Raw genomic sequence first — 16,383 nt, 5'->3', positions numbered from 1 at the left:
GCCCGGCGGAACCGGACCCAACGGCTACCGGGCCCGGCGGAACCGGGCCCGGTGCGGACGGACCGGCGTCCCGAACGGCTCAGGCGGCGGCCGTACGGAGCGGCGCCAGGGCCTGGCTCCAGGCGACGACCTGGTCGAGCAGGGTGTCGAGGGCCCGCACGTTGTACTCGCCGGGCTTGAGGACACTGAAGTTCTCGAACTCGGTCATCAGCGACAGCGCCACCTGCTGGCGAACGTCGGCCATCTGCAGCTCGCCGGCGACCAGGCGCAGGTGTTCCACAGCCCGGGCGCCGCCGACACCGCCGTACGCCACGAAGCCGGCCGCCTTGTTGTTCCACTCGGTGTAGAGGTAGTCGATGGCGTTCTTGAGCACGCCGGAGGTGCTGTGGTTGTACTCCGGGGTGACGAAGACGAACCCGTCGAAGGAAGCGATCTTCTCCGCCCACTTCTTCGTGTGCTCGCCCTGGTACTGGCCCATCGCCGGGGGCAGCGGCTCGTCCAGGTGCGGCAGCGGGTAGTCACGCAGATCGACGAGCTCGAACTCGGCGTCACCGCGCTGAGAGGCGATGTCGTAGACCCACTTGGCGACCTGCTCACCGTTGCGGTTGGGGCGGGTGCTGCCGAGGATGATGCCGATTCTGGTCATGGATTCCCTTAAGTGTGCGAATGGTTGTGCTGTCCTGAACGAGAGTTCAGGAAGTGCGAGGGGGTGGTGGGCGACGGCGACCGGCGCGTGGGTCACTCCGGGGCCGACGAGGACGTTGACGCGTCATCCAACTTAACGGGAAGGCAGGCGACGCATCAAGATAGATGACGCATCAACCTAAAGAGTACAGTCGGCACACGACGCCTATTCAGTGAAGTGTCAACCACGCTTAAACTTGCTCCATGGAAGAGACAGTGCGTTGGCTGACCCCGGAGGAGCAGCTTGCGTGGCGGAGCTTCGTCCGCATGCACGAGAGGCTCATGGGCCGGCTGTCCCGCTTGCTGCAGACGGAGTCCAACGTGTCGCGCGCGGACTACGCCGTACTGGTCGAGCTGACGGACGTACCGGACGGGCGGCGGCGGTTTCTGGACATCGCCAGGGCGCTGGAGTGGGAGAAGAGCCGGATGTCCCATCACATCGCCCGGATGATGAAGCGCGGGCTGGTGGTGCGGGAGGAGTGCGCCGAGGACGGCCGTGGCGCGTTCGTGGTGATCACGGACGAGGGGCGAGCGATGATCGAAGCCGCCGCCCCGCGTCACGTGGAGGCGGTGCGCGAGCTCTTCCTCGACAACGTCACACCGTCGGAACTGCGGCTGCTGACCCGGATCTCCGAGCGCGTGGTGGAGAAGCTGGACGAGGGACAGCCCTGACCGGAACGGGCGGCCCGGGGTGCCCCGTACGGCCGGCGTGAGCGTCGCCGCGTCGGCCACACCGAAGGCCAGGGGGTGGCGGGCCGACCGCCCCTACGTGTCGCGAAGCGGCGGTACCGGGTGCTTGCTCATGATCGACACGCGATTGAACGCGTTGATGGTGACCGCCACCCAGATCACGGCTGAGATCTGGTCCTCGGAGAGAACCCGCCGGGCGGCCTCGTAGGCGGACGCCTGGGCCCCGGCGTTCACCGGATCGGTCGTGGCCTCGGCCAGCGCCAGGGCGGCGCGCTCCGCGGAGGTGAACAGGCCGGTGTCCCGCCACGCGTTCAGGATTCCGAGTCTCCGCGGCGATTCGCCGGCACGCAGGGCCGCTCCGGTGTGCACGTCCAGGCAGTAGGCGCAGCCGTTGAGTTGTGACACGCGGAGATTGATCAGCTCTACGGTGGTGCGGTCGAGCCCCGCCTCGGAGGCTGTCGCCCGGACCGCCTCCGAGACCTGCACGAGGGCATGGAAGGCCTTGGGGCTCTGTTTGTCGATGAAGATCCTGCGGGGTGGGGAGCCGTGGGCGCGGTTGCTCACGTCGGGGCCTCCTTCGGACCATGCTCGGAGTGACCCGTGTGGTACGGGCGCTGTGGCTATCGGCCTGCCTCCGTGACATCATAGTTGATGCGACAACCAGATTGTGCGGGAGGTGCTCTCGGTGAGCAATGCGGAAAACGATGCCGCGGCACTGCGGTGCGGTGCACGCGTCGAAGGCGACCGGCCGACCGGAGCGCCGCGGGTCGATGTCCTGTCCGCGCGCGAGGTCCCCCTGGGCGGCCCGCGTGCGATGCGCGTGCGGCGGACGCTGCCCCAGCGGGAGCGCACACTCATCGGCGCCTGGTGCTTCGCCGATCACTACGGGCCGCACCAGGTCGCCGCGTTGGGCGGCATGAACATGCCCCCGCATCCGCACACCGGACTGCAGACGGTGAGCTGGCTGTTCAGCGGTGAGGTCGAGCATCGCGACACCCTCGGCACCCACGCCCTGGTCAGGCCCGGCGAGATGAACCTCATGACCGGCGGACACGGCATCGCCCACTCGGAGGTCTCCACCCCGAACACCACCGTCATCCACGGCGTCCAGCTGTGGGTCGCGCTGCCCGGGGAACACCGCGACACCGCCCGGGACTTCCAGCACTACGCGCCCGAACTCACTCAGGTCGACGGGGCCGGGATCAGGGTCTTCCTGGGCTCGCTCGCCGGCCGGACCTCCCCGGTCCGTACCTTCACGCCGCTGCTCGGCGCCGAGATCGTCATCGAGGCGCACACGACGCTCACTCTCGCCGTGGACGCGGCTTTCGAACACGGCCTCCTCGTGGACAGCGGGGACATCCGCCTGATCGACACCGCGCTGCGGTCCGCCGAACTCGGCTACGTCCTGCGCGGCGCGGACACCCTGACGATGACGAACGAGACCGGCGCCCCGGCGCGGACCATCCTTCTCGGAGGGCCCCCCTTCGAGGAGGAGATCGTCATGTGGTGGAACTTCATCGGCCGCAGCCACGAAGACATCGCGAAAGCCCGCGAGGACTGGGAGGCCTCCTCCGACCGCTTCGGCGTCATCGAGGACTTCCCCGGCGGCCGCCTTCCCGCACCGGCCCTGCCGAACGCCGTCATCACACCGCGCCGGAACCCACCGGCGCGCTGACCTCCTTACGAAAGGCGCACCATGAGCGAGTCCTCCACCACCACGGTCACCGAGCGCAACGACGCCGAACGCCGCTACGAGATCCTGGTCGACGGCCAACGCGCCGGCCTGACCGCCTACCGCGACCTGGCCGCGCAGCGTGTCTTCTTCCACACAGAGATCGACAATGCTTTCGCCGGCCAGGGGCTGGGCCCGCAGCTGGTCGAGCAGGCGCTCGTCGACGTCCGCGCGTCCGGAATGCGGATCGTCCCCGTCTGCCCCTACGTCGCCAAGTTCCTCAAGCGCCACGACGAATTCGCAGACATCACCGACCCGGTAACCCCCGACATCCTGCGGTGGCTGAAGACACAGCTCGGCTGAGCGCGGTCCCGCCGAGGGGGCGACCGCCACCGGCCGCACCACGGCGTACGCGGCCGACCACCAGCGTCGCTCCCCCAGGTCGGAGCCACCAACTCCCGCCCGCAAGCGTTTACTTGACGTATCAACCTCCAGCCTTAATATAGGTGATGCGTCATCTACTTGGTCGAGCCGGTTGCTTCTGATGCCCGGGGGGGGCCGCCTCTCCGCACGGGGTCCGAACCGGTTCGCGGGGCATTCAGCGTGATGGCTTGCCGGCTCGGCCGAGGAGCGGTGTACGGCCGTATCGACGATGACCCGTCCGAGCACGCAGACACAGACATCAAGAAAGAGATCCCATGAGCAAGGAAGCGAAGTCCGGACTGCAGGCACTGCTGACGCCCGAGGAGAGCGTCCTCGTCCTGATCGACCACCAGCCGTTCCAGTTCGCCAACCTGCACAGCCACGAGCCCACGATGATCGTGAACAACTCTGTCGGCCTCGCCAAGGCCGCCAAGGTGTTCGACGTACCGACCATCCTGACGACCGTCCTGGAGGAGCGCGGCGGCTACCTCATCAAGCAACTGCAGGACGAGTTCCCGGAGCAGAAGCCCATCAACCGCACGATCATCAACACCTGGGAGGACCAGGTCGTCGTCGACGCCGTCAAGGCGACCGGCCGCAAGAAGCTGATCATCGCCGGTCTCTGGACGGAGGTCTGTGTCGCGATGCCGGCGATACAGGCGGCGGGTGAGGGCTTCGATGTCTACGTCGTCACCGACGCTTCGGGCGGTGCCTCGACGGAAACCCACGACATGGCTGTGCGGCGCATGGTCCAGGCGGGCGTGGTGCCGGTCACCTGGCTGGCCGTACTCAGTGAGTGGCAGCGCGACTACGCCCGCGAGAAGACCCTCCCGGGCCTCACCGACGTACTGCTGGAGCACGGAGGCGCATCCGGCGTCGCCTTCAGCTGGGAGACGCAGTTGCTCGCCACAGGACGCGGTGGAAGCAACGCCTGACCTGACGACGCGCGGGCCCCGACGATCCGTATCGGGTACCGCCCGCCGCCGACCGGTCCCTCGCGGACACCAGCCTCCGGCCCGTCCCGCCGATGAGATCTGGAGCGAGGACCATGCCCGGCCGTCGAGGCGATCGGCAGCGCCGGCCGGGCGCGCCGGGGAGAACAGGGGGCACACTCCCGCACTCCCCGGCGCGGCACACGACGGCCACAACGATCGTCCTTGACAGCACTTTCTCGCATCCACGCCTTTGGGCGAACGGTTCCGGTGTGCACGATCCGGACCTTCGGCTCCACAGGGACGGAGAATCCCAGAAGTGGCTGAATTATCTCTCGCGCAGCTGCATCCCTCGCTGGACGACCCCGTCCTGCTCTCGATGAATCTGCTGAACGACATCGCCTCGGACCACCCTCGGGCGGTGTCCTTCGCCGCCGGCCGGCCCTACGAGGAGTTCTTCCGGGTCGAGCAGCTCCACGACTACCTGGACACCTTCGTCACCCACCTCACCGAGGTGGTGGGGCTGACGGACGAGGAGGCCCGCAGAACCCTGTTCCAGTACGGACGGACGAAGGGCATCATCCACGACCTGGTCGCCCGCTACCTCGAAATCGACGAGGGCATCACCGTCGACCCCGACGCGGTGGTGGTGACCGTCGGCAGTCAGGAGGCGATGTTCCTCACGCTGCGGTCCCTGTGCGCCTCCCCGCGGGACATCGTCCTCGCCGTCGCGCCCACCTACTTCGGGCTGACCGGCGCCGCGCGCCTGCTGGACATGCCCGTGCTGGACGTCGGGGGCGGAGACGGCGGCCTTGACCTCGCCGACCTGGAACGACAGGTGGCGGCGGCCCGCGCCCGTGGACAACGGCCGCGCGCCCTCTATCTCGTGCCCGACTTCTCCAACCCCACCGGGGTGAGCCTGGACCTGGCCACCCGGACCGCCCTGCTCGGCCTTGCGGCCGACCTCGATCTGCTGATCATCGAGGACAACCCCTACGGTCTCTTCCAAGCCGACCCCGTCACCCGGCCGCCGACCCTCAAGGCCCTCGACACCCAGCACCAGGTCGTACACGTAGGCTCCTTCGCCAAGACCGGCCTGCCCGGCGCCCGCGTCGGCTTCGTCGTGGCCGACCAGCCCGTCATCAGGGACGGCCGCCCGGCGGGTACGCTCGCGGACCAGCTGTCGCTGATCAAGAGCAACGTCACGCTCAACACCTCACCCGTCGCCCAGGCCGTCATCGGCGGCAAGCTGCTGCGCCACGGGTGCAGCATGGTCGCCGCGAACAAGCGCGAGATCGAGGTGTACCGCGCCAACCTGCGGCACGTGCTGGCCGGCCTCACCGCGCGCTTCGCCGCCACCGGCCCGGTGACGTGGAACACCCCGGCCGGCGGGTTCTTCGTCGTCCTGACGGTGCCGTTCACCGTGGATGACCGTTCGCTGCGCAGATCGGCGCGCGACCACGGGGTCATCTGGACCCCCATGCACCATTTCCACACCGGCATGGCCTCCTCGCACCAGATCCGGCTGTCCTTCAGCCTGCTCGACGACGCGTCGATCGACGAGGGGCTCGACCGACTGGCCGCCTTCGTGGCGGCCGAGACCCGGGCACCCGGCCATTCCGCCTGATCGCCGGCCCCGCGTGCCGCCGCGCGGATGGTCCGGTGGCCATTCGGCCCGAAAAGGATGCCAATGATCAGACACATCGTGCTGTTCAAGTTCAAGCCGGGCTACGGCTGGCAGGATCCCGCGGCCCTCGCGGCCGAGCGGTCCTCGCGGCTCGTCGGCGAGCGAGTGCCCGGCCTCCTTCACTGGCAGGTGGGCCGCAACACCGCCGATCGTCCGATCGCCTACGACTTCGCCGCGATCGGCCTGCTGCCCGATCAGGAAACCCTGCGCGGCTACCAGGACCACCCCTTCCACCAGGAGTCCGCGACGCTGTGGCGCGCCATCAGCACCTGGGTCGTCGCCGACATCGAGGAGTGACGCATGACCGTCGAGCTCGGCTGGATCGACGTACGGCCCGCACCGGCCGGGTCTCCGGCCATCGGAACGCTCGGCCCCGAGGGCACGAGCAGCGAGCAGGCCGCCCGGCTGCTGCGGACCCATCTGCCCGACGAGCCGTCGATCGTGCTCAGGGCGACCTACGAACAGGCCGTGGAGGACCTGAAGGCCGGCACCGTCAGCCATGTGGTCGTCGCCAACGCCTATCGGGACATCCACCACTTCTACATGGCCGACGACATCGCGCTGGCCGGCGTCTTCGTCATGGACACCCCGCTGTACGGCATCGCCCGGCGCGCCGACGGCGGTCCGCTGTCCAACCGCCCGAGCGTGGTCACACACCCCTCGCCACGACCGCTGGTCGACCAACTGCTGCCCGTTGCCTACCAGTTGCCCGAAGTGGCCACCGCGGACTCCACCAGCCAGGCGGCCCAGGCCGTGGCCGAGCGCCGATACGACCTCGCGCTCACCACCGAACCGGCCGCCACCCGGCACGGACTGCGCTTCATCTCCCGGCTGCGCCCGATCCGCATGGTCTGGTCGGTCTTCGTCCGCACCTGACGGCGCGGGCCAGGACCGGGGTCCGGCGCACGGACCGTGACCGGGAAGACCACGCTGCCGCTCTCGACTGCGTGTCTCCGGACCGGATACGGTGCTCGGCGTCGACAGTGGGCAGCCGACAACCCGAACTACCGCCTTCTGGCGGCACAGCAACACCCGGAACAAAGACCCCGGCGAGGCATCACCGGTCAGGGGCGTGGTTGCGGTCGAAGATACGACGCTGCCCCAAGAGGCGCTGAACGGATGCCCGTTGGGCAGCCACACACTGCCCTCGCGTCCATGGCGTCCCAGACTTCGCCCCACTACACCTGGAAGGTGGCAGTAAAGCCGGGGGGACCGCCCAAAGACCCGAGGAGCCGAGCCCTTGTACGCATACAGAGATCGCGAAGCCAACGGCGCCCGAGCGCCGTTGGCACGTCCGCCGCAGAACGCGGCCGGGGCCACGCCCGACACGTTCCTCTCCCTCTCGGCCATGCAGACCCAAGCGGGCAACGCCGCGACGTCGGCAGTCCTGTCCGGTGCCGCGCCCGTGCAGCGGGCGCCCCAGGTGCAGCGCGCGCCCCTTCAGGTGCAGCGCGGCCGGGAGCGGAAGTATGCACATATGACGGAGGAGGAGAAGTACCAGGAGGCGCTCGCAAGGGAAAGGAGGGCGCACGAGCGAGCCTTGAGACGCGACGCGGAATATGACGACGGGGAGCTGTCCTTCGGTCCGAATCACGATCCGTTCGGCGGCCATACCATCAAGAAGGGCTACGCGAACGACAAGGGCCCGATGGCCGTGACGAACAAGACGCAGCACCCCGGCAGCGGCAAATTCAGCGACAGGTACCACGAAAAACGCCCTGGCAAGCCCCCGGGCTTCATGTCCCAGCTGACCGACGACGATCTCGGGGTCGCCGTGGACGTCCTGCGGAATGAGCCGCCGGACCAGGACAGGATCGACAGCATGGGCTCCACCCGCCGCCGTGCCTCCTCCACACTCTACGGCGCCTCGTATTCGGAGCATAAGCGTCGCCCGGGTTCCAACAAGGCGTTGCGTTCCGCGCTGGAGCGCCAGAGAAGCGGCAAGGCCGGCCGCGACGATTTCATAGACGACTTCCCCATGGCCGGATCCGTGACACACGACGGGGACCGCTACGGCGCGCAGGCCTACCCCAAGGCACAGTCCGGCAAGCACAAGCTCTCCGCGGGGGCAGTCGACACCCTGCTGGAAATGTCGGATTCCTCCGATGATGGCCGGGGAGGCGGGCCGGTGATCGTGGACGCCGCACCGCCGGGCCACTCGCGTCCGCGTCCGTCGCACGCGCCCTACCCCGGCCCGCCGCCGGGCCCCTCGTACGGAGGCCCCTCGTACGGAGGCCCCTCGTACGGAGGCGGCCCGTCGCACCCGCCCTACCCCGGCCCGCCGCCGGGCCCCTCGTTCGGAGGCCCCTCGTACGGAGGCCCACCGCCCGGCCCCTCATACGGAGGCCCCTCGTACGGAGGCCCACCGCCCGGCCCCTCATACGGAGGCCCCTCGTACGGAGGCCCGCCGCCCGGCCCCTCATACGGAGGCCCCTCGTACGGAGGCCCGCCGCCCGGCCCGCGCGGAGGTGGCGCGCCGGCCTCGGAGCCCGTGTACGAGGTCAACGGACGCCCCTGCGTCATCCGCAACGGCCAGTACGTCCCGATCAGGTGAAGCGCTCCCTCCAACAACGGCCTGACACCGCATCACGCCTGTAGCCCGCCGGGCGGCCCCGCACGGGACCGCCCGGCACCTCCCCGCCGACCGCGGCCGAGGCTCCGTGTCTGCTACTCGCAGGGGCAGGCTGGATATGGCGGGACTGGCCATACTCGACCGCATGGACGAGACAGCGAACGGCAAGTCCCTCCTCGGCGAGTTCCTCACCACTCGCCGGGCGCAGCTGAAGCCGGCCGACGTGGGGCTGCCGGACTACGGCGACCGGCGGCGGGTGCCGGGGCTGCGGCGGGAGGAGCTGGCCCAGCTGGCCGGGGTCAGCGTGGCCTACTACATCCGGCTGGAACAGGGGCTGTCGCTCAACGCCTCGCCGCAGGTCCTCGACGCACTGGCCACGGCTCTGCGGCTGGACGACGCGGAGCGGCGCCACCTGCACACCCTGTCCGGTGATGCCCGTAAGAGCCGCCGCCGGCTCCCCGCCGAGCGGGTCACCCCGGCGGTGCGCCAACTCGTGGACGCCCTGGGGGACTCCCCCGTGGTCGTCCTCGGCCGGCGCTCGGACATCCTGGCGTGGAACCGCGCCGGGCACGCGCTGTTCGCCGGGCACCTGGCCCCGGACCGTCCGTCTGTCCGTCCGAAGCGTCACCCCTGAAACATCACTCGTCACTCCCGGCCCGAGGCCGGCCGGAGAGTGCCGCGGGGCCTCGTCACGCGCGCCTTCCCGCCGCCGCCCCTCTCTTCTCCTGAGTCCCCGCCCAGCGGCGATCACCCGTCCGGTGCTCGCACGCCACGGGCGCGTACCCGCCTTCCTCTTTTCCCCCCTCCCGGAGGTTCCGCATGTCCGCTACACCCGTGACGGCTTTCACCGAGGTCGTCGACACCGTCGCCTACCTGGTCGAGCACGTGGAGGAGCAGCGGTGGAGCGCGCCCACGCCCTGCACCGACTGGACCGTCCGGCAGCTGATCGACCACCTGGTCGCGGGAGAGCGGACGTTCGCCCACGTGATGGGGGCGGAGGCGCCCCTGCCGGCGCTCGACGCCGACACCGCTCCGGAAGAGCTCAAGCGGACGTTCCGGACGTCGGCCGCCACCCTGGTCGCCGCCTTCGAGGCTCCAGGAGCGCTGGAGCGCACCGTGCAGGCGCCGGTCGGTGAGGTGCCCGGCGCGGTGGCGCTGCATCTGCAGACCATCGAGCACCTGGTGCACGGCTGGGACCTGGCCCGGGCCATCGGCCAGAAGGCCCTGTTCGACGACGCCACGGTCGAGCGGGAGACCGAGTTCGCCCGCGGCCTCCTGGCGCGGCTGCCGTCCGGGCCGGGCGCTCCGTCCGGGCCGGGCGCTCCGTTCGCGCCGTCCCGGACCGCTCCGGAGGACGCCCCCGCGCTCGACCGGCTGGCCGCCCTGCTCGGACGTGACATCACCGGGTGACCGTTCGGCATCGCCGGTGTGGGCAGCTACGACCTGGTCACCGGGAAGCAGGACTGGTGCGTCGATCTGACGGCGATCGCCCTCGACGGCAAGAAGCACCTGATCTCCGACGTGACGGTGGCGCCCGACGGCACCGTCTACGCCGTCGACGAGTTGACCCCCACGGTGTTCCGCATCGACACCGAGGGCCGCGCCTCGGTCTTCCCGCGGAGCGACCTGCTCCAGGGCAAGCTGGACATCCCCGACTTCCTGAACGATGTGGGCATGACCGCGGTGGAGTGGGTCGAGGGGGACCGGCTGATCATCGCCATGGCCGACGGCTCCCTCGTACGGGTGCCCGTCCAGCAGCCCGAGGACGCGGAGCCGGTGAAGCTGTCGGGGACGCCGCTGTCGGCCCCCGCCGCCGGCATGCGGCTCCTGGAGGACGGCTCGATCACGGCGGTCAGCAGCGGTCTGCTGAACGGCAAGCCCGCCCGGATCCAGCACGTGGAGCCCAGCGACAACTGGAAGGAAGCCACGGTGACGGTCACCGACACCGTCCAGGACCCCGTCACCAGCGACGTGACCGCGGGCCCGAACGGGAACACGTACGCGCTCAGCGGCGGACTGGCCGATCTCCTCGCGGGCAAGCCCAACGACGGCTTCACCCTGACCCCCGTCAAGACCGGCTGATCCGGCAGCCGTTCCACCGGACAGGCCGCGGGAGCCACGGCCGCGGCCTGTCCCGGAGACCGGGCCCTCAGCGCGCCTTGAGCTGCCTCGGCAGGGGGCGGACGTCGGAGTTGAGCCGGTACTCGACAAACCTGCCGTCCCGCATGAGAAGCGTGACGGTGCTGGTGGCCGGTGCTGGTGGCCGGTGCCGGTGCTGGTGCCGGTGCTGGTGCCAGTGTCAGTGCCAGTGACCACGGATCGCGTCGATAAACTTCGCGGCGTAAGGTTACGAGCGTGACAGAGACCAGCGCGGCAGGCCCGGCCGCACAGAAGCAGGCGCGCGTACGCAACCGGCGCGGCGAGGGCGGCCGCCTGCGCGAGGACATCGTCTCCGCCGCCGCGGCACTGCTCGACGAGACGGGCGACGAGCGCGCGATCACCCTGCGGTCGGTCGCCCGCAAGGTCGGCATCGCCGCTCCGTCGATCTATCCGCACTTCCCCGACCAGCCGGCCATCATGCTCGCCGTCGTACAGCGGGAATTCGTCACGCTCGAAGCCCACCTGCACGCCACCGCGCAGAAGGCCGGGGACGACCCGCGGGACCGGCTGTACGCCGTCTGCCACGCCTACCTCGGGTACGCACAGAGCCACCCCGAGCGCTACCGCACGATGTTCGGCGGCCTCTGGATGCCGACCCTGGGCGACAACTCCCTGACGGAGAAGGACCTCGTCGACCTCGGCACAACGGCCCTGCAGGTGCTCGCCGACATCCTCACGGACTGCGCGGCGGCGGGGCAGTCCTCGACCACCGATCCGCAGCAGGACGCCGTCACCCTCTGGCTCAGCATGCACGGCCTCGCACACCAGCGCGCCGCCAGCCGGCTCTTCCCCTGGCCCGCGGACAGCATCGCCGACGCCATCATCACGAGGGTCGCCCGCTTCAAGGACGCCTGACCGTCACCACGGAGGACGCCTCCGCCCCGCCGCGCGCCCCACGTGTACGCCGACGCAACCGGCGTACACGTGGGGCGCGCGTGCGTGCGGACCCCGGTCGGTGACGGCGAACACGCCCTCTCCCCCGGACCGGGCGAGCCAACCGCGCCGACCCCTCACGTCCGTAACCTTACGCATCGAAGTTTATCTGGGATCCCCTTGCCCGTCGCAAACTTACATGCGTAGCCTTACATGCGTAATCACACGGACGAACTCCCGAGGGATCTCCCATGAACACATCCGTCAGCACCCGCGCCACCGAGATCGTTCTGCCCGGTGTGGTCGAGCCCGGCGACCTGGAGGTCCGGGCCCGCGAGTTGCCCGCCCCGGGCGCGGGCCAGGTCCTGCTGCGGATGGATGCCACCGGTGTCTGCTTCGCCGAGCAGCAGATGCGCCTCGGCAAGTACTACAACCAGCCGCCGTTCCCCTTCGTGCCCGGGTACGACGTGGTGGGCACCGTCACCGCGACGGGGCCCGGCGTGGACGCCGGGATGACCGGACGCCGGTTCGCCGCCGTCACCAAGACCGGCGCATGGGCCAGCCACCTGCTGATCGATGCCGCGGAGTTGATGCCGGTACCCGACGACATGGATCCGGTGGCCGTGGAGACGGTGGTCGTCAACGGGATCACCGCCTGGCAGATGCTGCACCGCACGGCCAAGGTGCGCCCCGGCGGCACGATCGTGGTGCTGGGCGCGAACGGCGGTGTCGGCTCCATCCTCGTACAACTGGCCCGGCACGCCGGCATCACAGTGATCGGTACCGCTTCGGAGCGGCACCACGCGAGCGTACGGGAACTGGGCGCGACCCCGGTCGACTACCGGAGCCCGGACCTGTACGACCGGATCCGGAAGATCGCCCCGGACGGCGTCGACGCGGTCTTCGACCACGTCGCCGGTCCCGGCCTGGTGGAGTCGTGGCGGCTGCTGCGCCGCGGCGGAACGCTCGTCTCGTACGGCACCGCGGCGGCCAAGGAGGAGGAGGGCACCTCACAACTGACGTTTCTCAAGCTGTTCGGGCAGCTCTCGGCCTGGAACGCGCTGCCCAACGGCAAGGGCGCGCACTTCTACAACTTCTGGGCGGGCCGCCGCCGGGCCGGCTTTCAGCCCCGGCTGACCGAGGACCTCACCCAGGTGCTGCGCCTGGTGGCCGAGGGTGTCCTCACCCCCCAGATCGCCGCCGAGATCCCGCTGGCCGACGCCGCCTCGGCGCTGAAACTCGCCGAGTCCCGCACCGTCCTCGGCAAGGTCGTCATCGTCCCCCACGCCTGACGTCGCCCGTCGCACTCCTCCCCGTTCGCCCCGGTCAACCCGTGCCGCCCCTCAGCCCTCCCACCCCCACCACCCTGGAGTCCTCCATGCCCCTCGCCACCGCCGTCGCCCCGGACACCACCACCGGCCCCGCCCCCGCTCGTGCGACGCACTCGCCGGGCAACGTCGACAACCGCGCCGTCTACGCCGCCTTCGGGCTCGCCTACCTCTTCGGTCACGGCTCCGCCGCGCTCTCCAGGGGGTCCAGCCCCCTGCTCGATCTGCCCGGCTGGCTGCCGATGACGCTCCTCGGCGCCGGACTCGCGGCCGGGACCGTGCTGGCCACCCTCGCCGCCCTGCGCGCCCAACGCGGCGCCACCGGACCCGAGGCCCTCTCCGGGCAACTGCTCGGCGCGTCATGGATCGCCGGCTTCGCCGCCCTGTTCCTCGCGATCACCGGTCTGAGCTCCGCCGTCGACATGCCCGACCTCCAGGCGATGCTCTGGCCCACCGGATCCGGCTTCGTGGTCGGCATGATCTACCTCGCCGAAGGCGCCCTCCACCGCAACCTGCTCCACTACGGCCTCGGCCTCTGGCTCGCCCTGACCTCCACGGCGGCACTCTTCCTCGGCACGCCCGGCCTCTACTGGGTCCTCACCGTCGCCGGTGGCGGTGCCTACGCCGTCGCCACCGTCCTCGAACTCCGCCGCTTCGCCCGCCGCTGACCATCGGCGTCACCGGGCCGAACGAAGGACCCCGCGGGCACTAGTAGGGCGTGTTTCGAAGGTGCTGGTCACAGCCATTCGTTGATGGCCGCGACCAGCACGGTCGCCTCATAGCGGACGGCGAGCTTGTCGTACCTCGTCGCCACCGCGCGGTGGCGCTTGAGGCGATTGATTCCGCACTCCACCGCGTGGCGCTCTTTGTAGTCGGCAGCGTCGAACTGCGGTGGTCGGCCACCGCAGGAACCGCGCTTCTTGCGGTTGGCGGGCTGGTCGCGCTTCTCCGGGATCGTGCAGCGGATGCCGCGCTTGCGCAGGTAGGCGCGGTTCGCGCGGGAGCCGTACGCCTTGTCGGCGCGAACCTTGTCCGGCCGGGTACGCGGACGGCCCGGCCCGAGCTGAGGCACCCGGATACGGCCCAGGACCACCTGGAACTGCGGGGAGTCACCGCGCTGTCCGGCCGTGATCACCAGCGACATCGGCTTCTGGGCCTGCTCGACCGCCAGGTGCAACTTGGTGGTCAGCCCACCCCGGGAGCGTCCGAGACCGTGGTCGTCCGGCTCGGTGAACAGACCACCAGGCGGCTCGATCTGCAGATCCCCTTTTTGCGGGCACCGGCCGCATGCTGGTGGGCGCGCGCGATGGTGGAGTCCACCGAGACGTCCCAGGTGATCAGTCCCTCGGCATCGGCCCGGGCCTGCAGTTGCTCGAAGATGCGGTGCCAGGTGCCGTCCCGCTGCCAACGGCGGAACAGTCCGTACACCGTCCCCCATGGGCCGTACCGCTCGGGCACGTCCCGTCACGGAGCACCGGCGCGGGTGCGCCAGCGTATGCCGTCTATCAGCTGCCGCTTGGTGTGTACCGGCGGTCGTCCGGACTTCTTCCCAGCAGGGAGCAGGGGCTCCAGCTTCGCCCACTGCGCATTCGTCAGATCGTGCCTCCCCATGAAGTGAATCTTGACACATCAAGATCCACTTCTGAAAAACGCCCTAAGCCGCACAACCAGCCGCGTCCGCGGCTTGACAATCGCATAGGGAGGTTCCTGAAACACGAGATCCACCAGAGCTAAAGGGCTCTATGTCTTCTGAAGAGTCAGTTGTCGCACCTCAGCGATGAGTCAATGACCGTCGCGGTCTCTCCTCTTCCGACGGGCAGATGGCTGCCTTCGAAGCTGTACTTGGCCTCACTCAGGGGGTCAGCACCACTACCAAGCGGGGGTTACCCCCATTACCTGCCGTGCCTCCACTGCGTAGCGTGATCGTCGTTCCCAGTTCTGTTCAATTCGACGGAGGAATAGCGACAATGAGGTACAGGCTTCGTCGGCGGGGTGGTCAGCAAGGGAAGCGCCTCGTGGCCCTGGCGACGGTCACCGCGGCGATTGTTTCGGGGATGATGGTGCCGGGAAGTGGGCCGGCCGTCGCGCACGCAGTGGTGGAGCCATCCGTTCGCAGCGCCACCGCGTCACTGCGAAGTGACCTCGAGAAATATCTGGACGCTCAGGGCACTAAGGATCATTTCTCAGCGGTCTCCCTTCGGGTGACCTATGCCGATCAGCGACCTGATATCTCGGTCGATGCGGGGACGTCCCGCTACGGCGGTGGTCGACCGGTGAACAGCAAGGCGCTGTGGCAGATAGGCAGCAACACCAAGGCGTTCACGTCCGTGCTGCTGCTTCAACTGGAGGCCGAAGGAAAGCTGTCCATACGGGACAAGCTGGGAAAGTGGCTTCCCCAGTATCCGGCGTGGCGCGATGTCACCATCAAGCAACTGCTGTCGATGACCAGCGGCATCCCCAGCTACACCGAGCAGAATGCGTTCCTGAAGGATTTCGACGCCAATCCCTCCACGCGCTTCACGCTGGAGCGCCTGATGTCCTATGTGGAGGGCCTGCCACTGGGTCCCGCGAAGTACGAGTACTCGAATACGAACTACCTCCTCGCGCAGATGATTGTCGAACGAGCGTCGCACGATACTTACCATGAGCGGCTCGCCGAGCGCATCATCGAACCTCTCGGAATGAACGACACCTGCCTCCCCCCGGACTGCCCTCCGGACACGGCCTCGCGCATGCCGACGCCGTACTCCACCCATTCCGTCCTGCCGAAGCATCTCAACAAGTCACTTCCTCGGCTCCGCCTGTCCTGGGCGCAGGGGGCGGGTGGCCTGGTGAGTTCACTGAGAGACATGACGGCTTGGGACAGGGCGCTGTACAGCGGTCGACTGCTGCCCTCAGCGCAGCAGCGCGAGCTGGAGTCCCTGGTCTCGGCGAAGACGAGTAAGCCCATCAAGAGCGTCACGGCCGACGATCCCATCGGTTTCGGGCTCGGTGTCGTGAAGTTCGTCCATCCTGTGGCCGGGACGGTCTGGGCCTATGAGGGGGCCACTTTTGGAAACCGGGTGCTGCACATGTACTTCCCGAAGACTGGCATGATCATCGCCATTGCTGTCAACAGCGCCGTTAGCGAAGGGGACACGCTGCCCGACCTCGCCGGTACCGTCTACAAGACTCTTTCGGCGCAGAAGGCACAGGCTCTCCCACGGCACCAGTAGCCCCGGAGCCAGCTGCGTGACTTCCAGGTAGCTGCTCTGCGAGGTCTGAGCTCCCTTCTTCCTGAACTTGGCCTTTACAAGCCATCTCAATTGGATCGCCGGTCTGACGATCGTGGCGGCAATCGTGTGGCGGTTGGCGCCGGATGT

The 16,383-nt window shown here is 69.1% G+C and carries 16 protein-coding genes and 2 pseudogenes; 15 read left to right on the top strand and 3 right to left on the bottom strand.

Annotation, left to right across the window (positions count from 1 at the left end; all coding sequences use genetic code 11):
* Nucleotides 1-79 precede the first annotated feature (79 nt).
* Complete coding sequence (locus tag AB0P17_RS05750) at nucleotides 80-646, bottom strand: NAD(P)H-dependent oxidoreductase (protein ID WP_365807886.1); 567 nt, start codon at nucleotides 644-646, stop codon at nucleotides 80-82.
* A gap of 242 nt (nucleotides 647-888) precedes the next feature.
* On the opposite strand from AB0P17_RS05750, the gene AB0P17_RS05745 reads away from it, so the two are divergent.
* Nucleotides 889-1,356: a MarR family winged helix-turn-helix transcriptional regulator gene (locus tag AB0P17_RS05745; RefSeq protein WP_365807884.1), complete on the top strand. Its 468-nt coding sequence runs from the start codon at nucleotides 889-891 to the stop codon at nucleotides 1,354-1,356.
* Nucleotides 1,357-1,449: 93 nt separating this feature from the next.
* Here the strand turns inward: AB0P17_RS05745 and AB0P17_RS05740 are convergent, their stop codons facing one another.
* Nucleotides 1,450-1,938 (bottom strand): carboxymuconolactone decarboxylase family protein, encoded by a 489-nt coding sequence (locus tag AB0P17_RS05740; RefSeq protein ID WP_365807882.1) that lies wholly within the window; start codon nucleotides 1,936-1,938, stop codon nucleotides 1,450-1,452.
* Between the two features lie 121 nt (nucleotides 1,939-2,059).
* Here AB0P17_RS05740 and AB0P17_RS05735 point away from each other — a divergent pair, with 121 nt between their 5' ends.
* The 13 genes and pseudogenes from AB0P17_RS05735 to AB0P17_RS05675 all read left to right on the top strand — a co-directional run bounded on the left by AB0P17_RS05735 (nucleotide 2,060) and on the right by AB0P17_RS05675 (nucleotide 13,689).
* The gene (locus tag AB0P17_RS05735) at nucleotides 2,060-3,049 is read left to right on the top strand and encodes a pirin family protein (protein WP_365807881.1); all 990 of its coding nucleotides are present in this window, start codon (nucleotides 2,060-2,062) and stop codon (nucleotides 3,047-3,049) included.
* Between the two features lie 21 nt (nucleotides 3,050-3,070).
* Nucleotides 3,071-3,409: a GNAT family N-acetyltransferase gene (locus tag AB0P17_RS05730; protein ID WP_365807879.1), complete on the top strand. Its 339-nt coding sequence runs from the start codon at nucleotides 3,071-3,073 to the stop codon at nucleotides 3,407-3,409.
* Nucleotides 3,410-3,744: 335 nt separating this feature from the next.
* Complete coding sequence (locus AB0P17_RS05725) at nucleotides 3,745-4,404, top strand: hydrolase (RefSeq protein WP_365807877.1); 660 nt, start codon at nucleotides 3,745-3,747, stop codon at nucleotides 4,402-4,404.
* Between the two features lie 316 nt (nucleotides 4,405-4,720).
* Nucleotides 4,721-6,028: a PLP-dependent aminotransferase family protein gene (locus AB0P17_RS05720; RefSeq protein WP_365807875.1), complete on the top strand. Its 1,308-nt coding sequence runs from the start codon at nucleotides 4,721-4,723 to the stop codon at nucleotides 6,026-6,028.
* Between the two features lie 63 nt (nucleotides 6,029-6,091).
* Complete coding sequence (locus tag AB0P17_RS05715; RefSeq protein ID WP_365807873.1) at nucleotides 6,092-6,385, top strand: Dabb family protein; 294 nt, start codon at nucleotides 6,092-6,094, stop codon at nucleotides 6,383-6,385.
* 3 nt (nucleotides 6,386-6,388) lie between these two features.
* Nucleotides 6,389-6,964, top strand: coding sequence for a hypothetical protein (locus AB0P17_RS05710; RefSeq protein ID WP_365807871.1), 576 nt, complete (start codon nucleotides 6,389-6,391; stop codon nucleotides 6,962-6,964).
* A 364-nt stretch (nucleotides 6,965-7,328) separates the two neighbouring features.
* Nucleotides 7,329-8,642: a hypothetical protein gene (locus AB0P17_RS05705; protein WP_365807869.1), complete on the top strand. Its 1,314-nt coding sequence runs from the start codon at nucleotides 7,329-7,331 to the stop codon at nucleotides 8,640-8,642.
* A 163-nt stretch (nucleotides 8,643-8,805) separates the two neighbouring features.
* Nucleotides 8,806-9,267 (top strand): annotated as a pseudogene (locus AB0P17_RS05700) (helix-turn-helix domain-containing protein); the annotation flags it as partial.
* A 212-nt stretch (nucleotides 9,268-9,479) separates the two neighbouring features.
* Entirely contained in the window at nucleotides 9,480-10,070 is a 591-nt protein-coding gene (locus tag AB0P17_RS05695) for a TIGR03086 family metal-binding protein (protein WP_365807868.1), read from the top strand.
* Nucleotides 10,071-10,088: 18 nt separating this feature from the next.
* Nucleotides 10,089-10,742, top strand: a complete 654-nt coding sequence (locus AB0P17_RS05690) for a hypothetical protein (RefSeq protein WP_365807866.1) — start codon at nucleotides 10,089-10,091, stop codon at nucleotides 10,740-10,742.
* Nucleotides 10,743-11,015: 273 nt separating this feature from the next.
* Nucleotides 11,016-11,675 carry a WHG domain-containing protein gene (locus AB0P17_RS05685; protein ID WP_365807865.1) on the top strand — a complete coding sequence of 220 codons (660 nt, stop codon included), beginning with the start codon at nucleotides 11,016-11,018 and terminating at the stop codon, nucleotides 11,673-11,675.
* Nucleotides 11,676-11,944: 269 nt separating this feature from the next.
* Nucleotides 11,945-12,985 (top strand): medium chain dehydrogenase/reductase family protein, encoded by a 1,041-nt coding sequence (locus tag AB0P17_RS05680; protein ID WP_365807864.1) that lies wholly within the window; start codon nucleotides 11,945-11,947, stop codon nucleotides 12,983-12,985.
* Nucleotides 12,986-13,071: 86 nt separating this feature from the next.
* Nucleotides 13,072-13,689, top strand: a complete 618-nt coding sequence (locus AB0P17_RS05675; protein WP_365807863.1) for an ABC transporter permease — start codon at nucleotides 13,072-13,074, stop codon at nucleotides 13,687-13,689.
* A gap of 68 nt (nucleotides 13,690-13,757) precedes the next feature.
* On the opposite strand, the pseudogene AB0P17_RS05670 reads toward AB0P17_RS05675, so the two are convergent.
* Nucleotides 13,758-14,632: pseudogene (locus tag AB0P17_RS05670) on the bottom strand (IS5 family transposase).
* Nucleotides 14,633-15,036: 404 nt separating this feature from the next.
* On the opposite strand from AB0P17_RS05670, the gene AB0P17_RS05665 reads away from it, so the two are divergent.
* Nucleotides 15,037-16,236 (top strand): serine hydrolase domain-containing protein, encoded by a 1,200-nt coding sequence (locus tag AB0P17_RS05665; RefSeq protein ID WP_365807861.1) that lies wholly within the window; start codon nucleotides 15,037-15,039, stop codon nucleotides 16,234-16,236.
* The last annotated feature ends 147 nt before the right edge of the window (nucleotides 16,237-16,383 follow it).

The organism is Streptomyces sp. NPDC088124, from assembly GCF_040685895.1.
In the GTDB taxonomy this organism is placed as follows: domain Bacteria; phylum Actinomycetota; class Actinomycetes; order Streptomycetales; family Streptomycetaceae; genus Streptomyces.
This window is presented reverse-complemented; position numbering and strand designations above follow the sequence as displayed.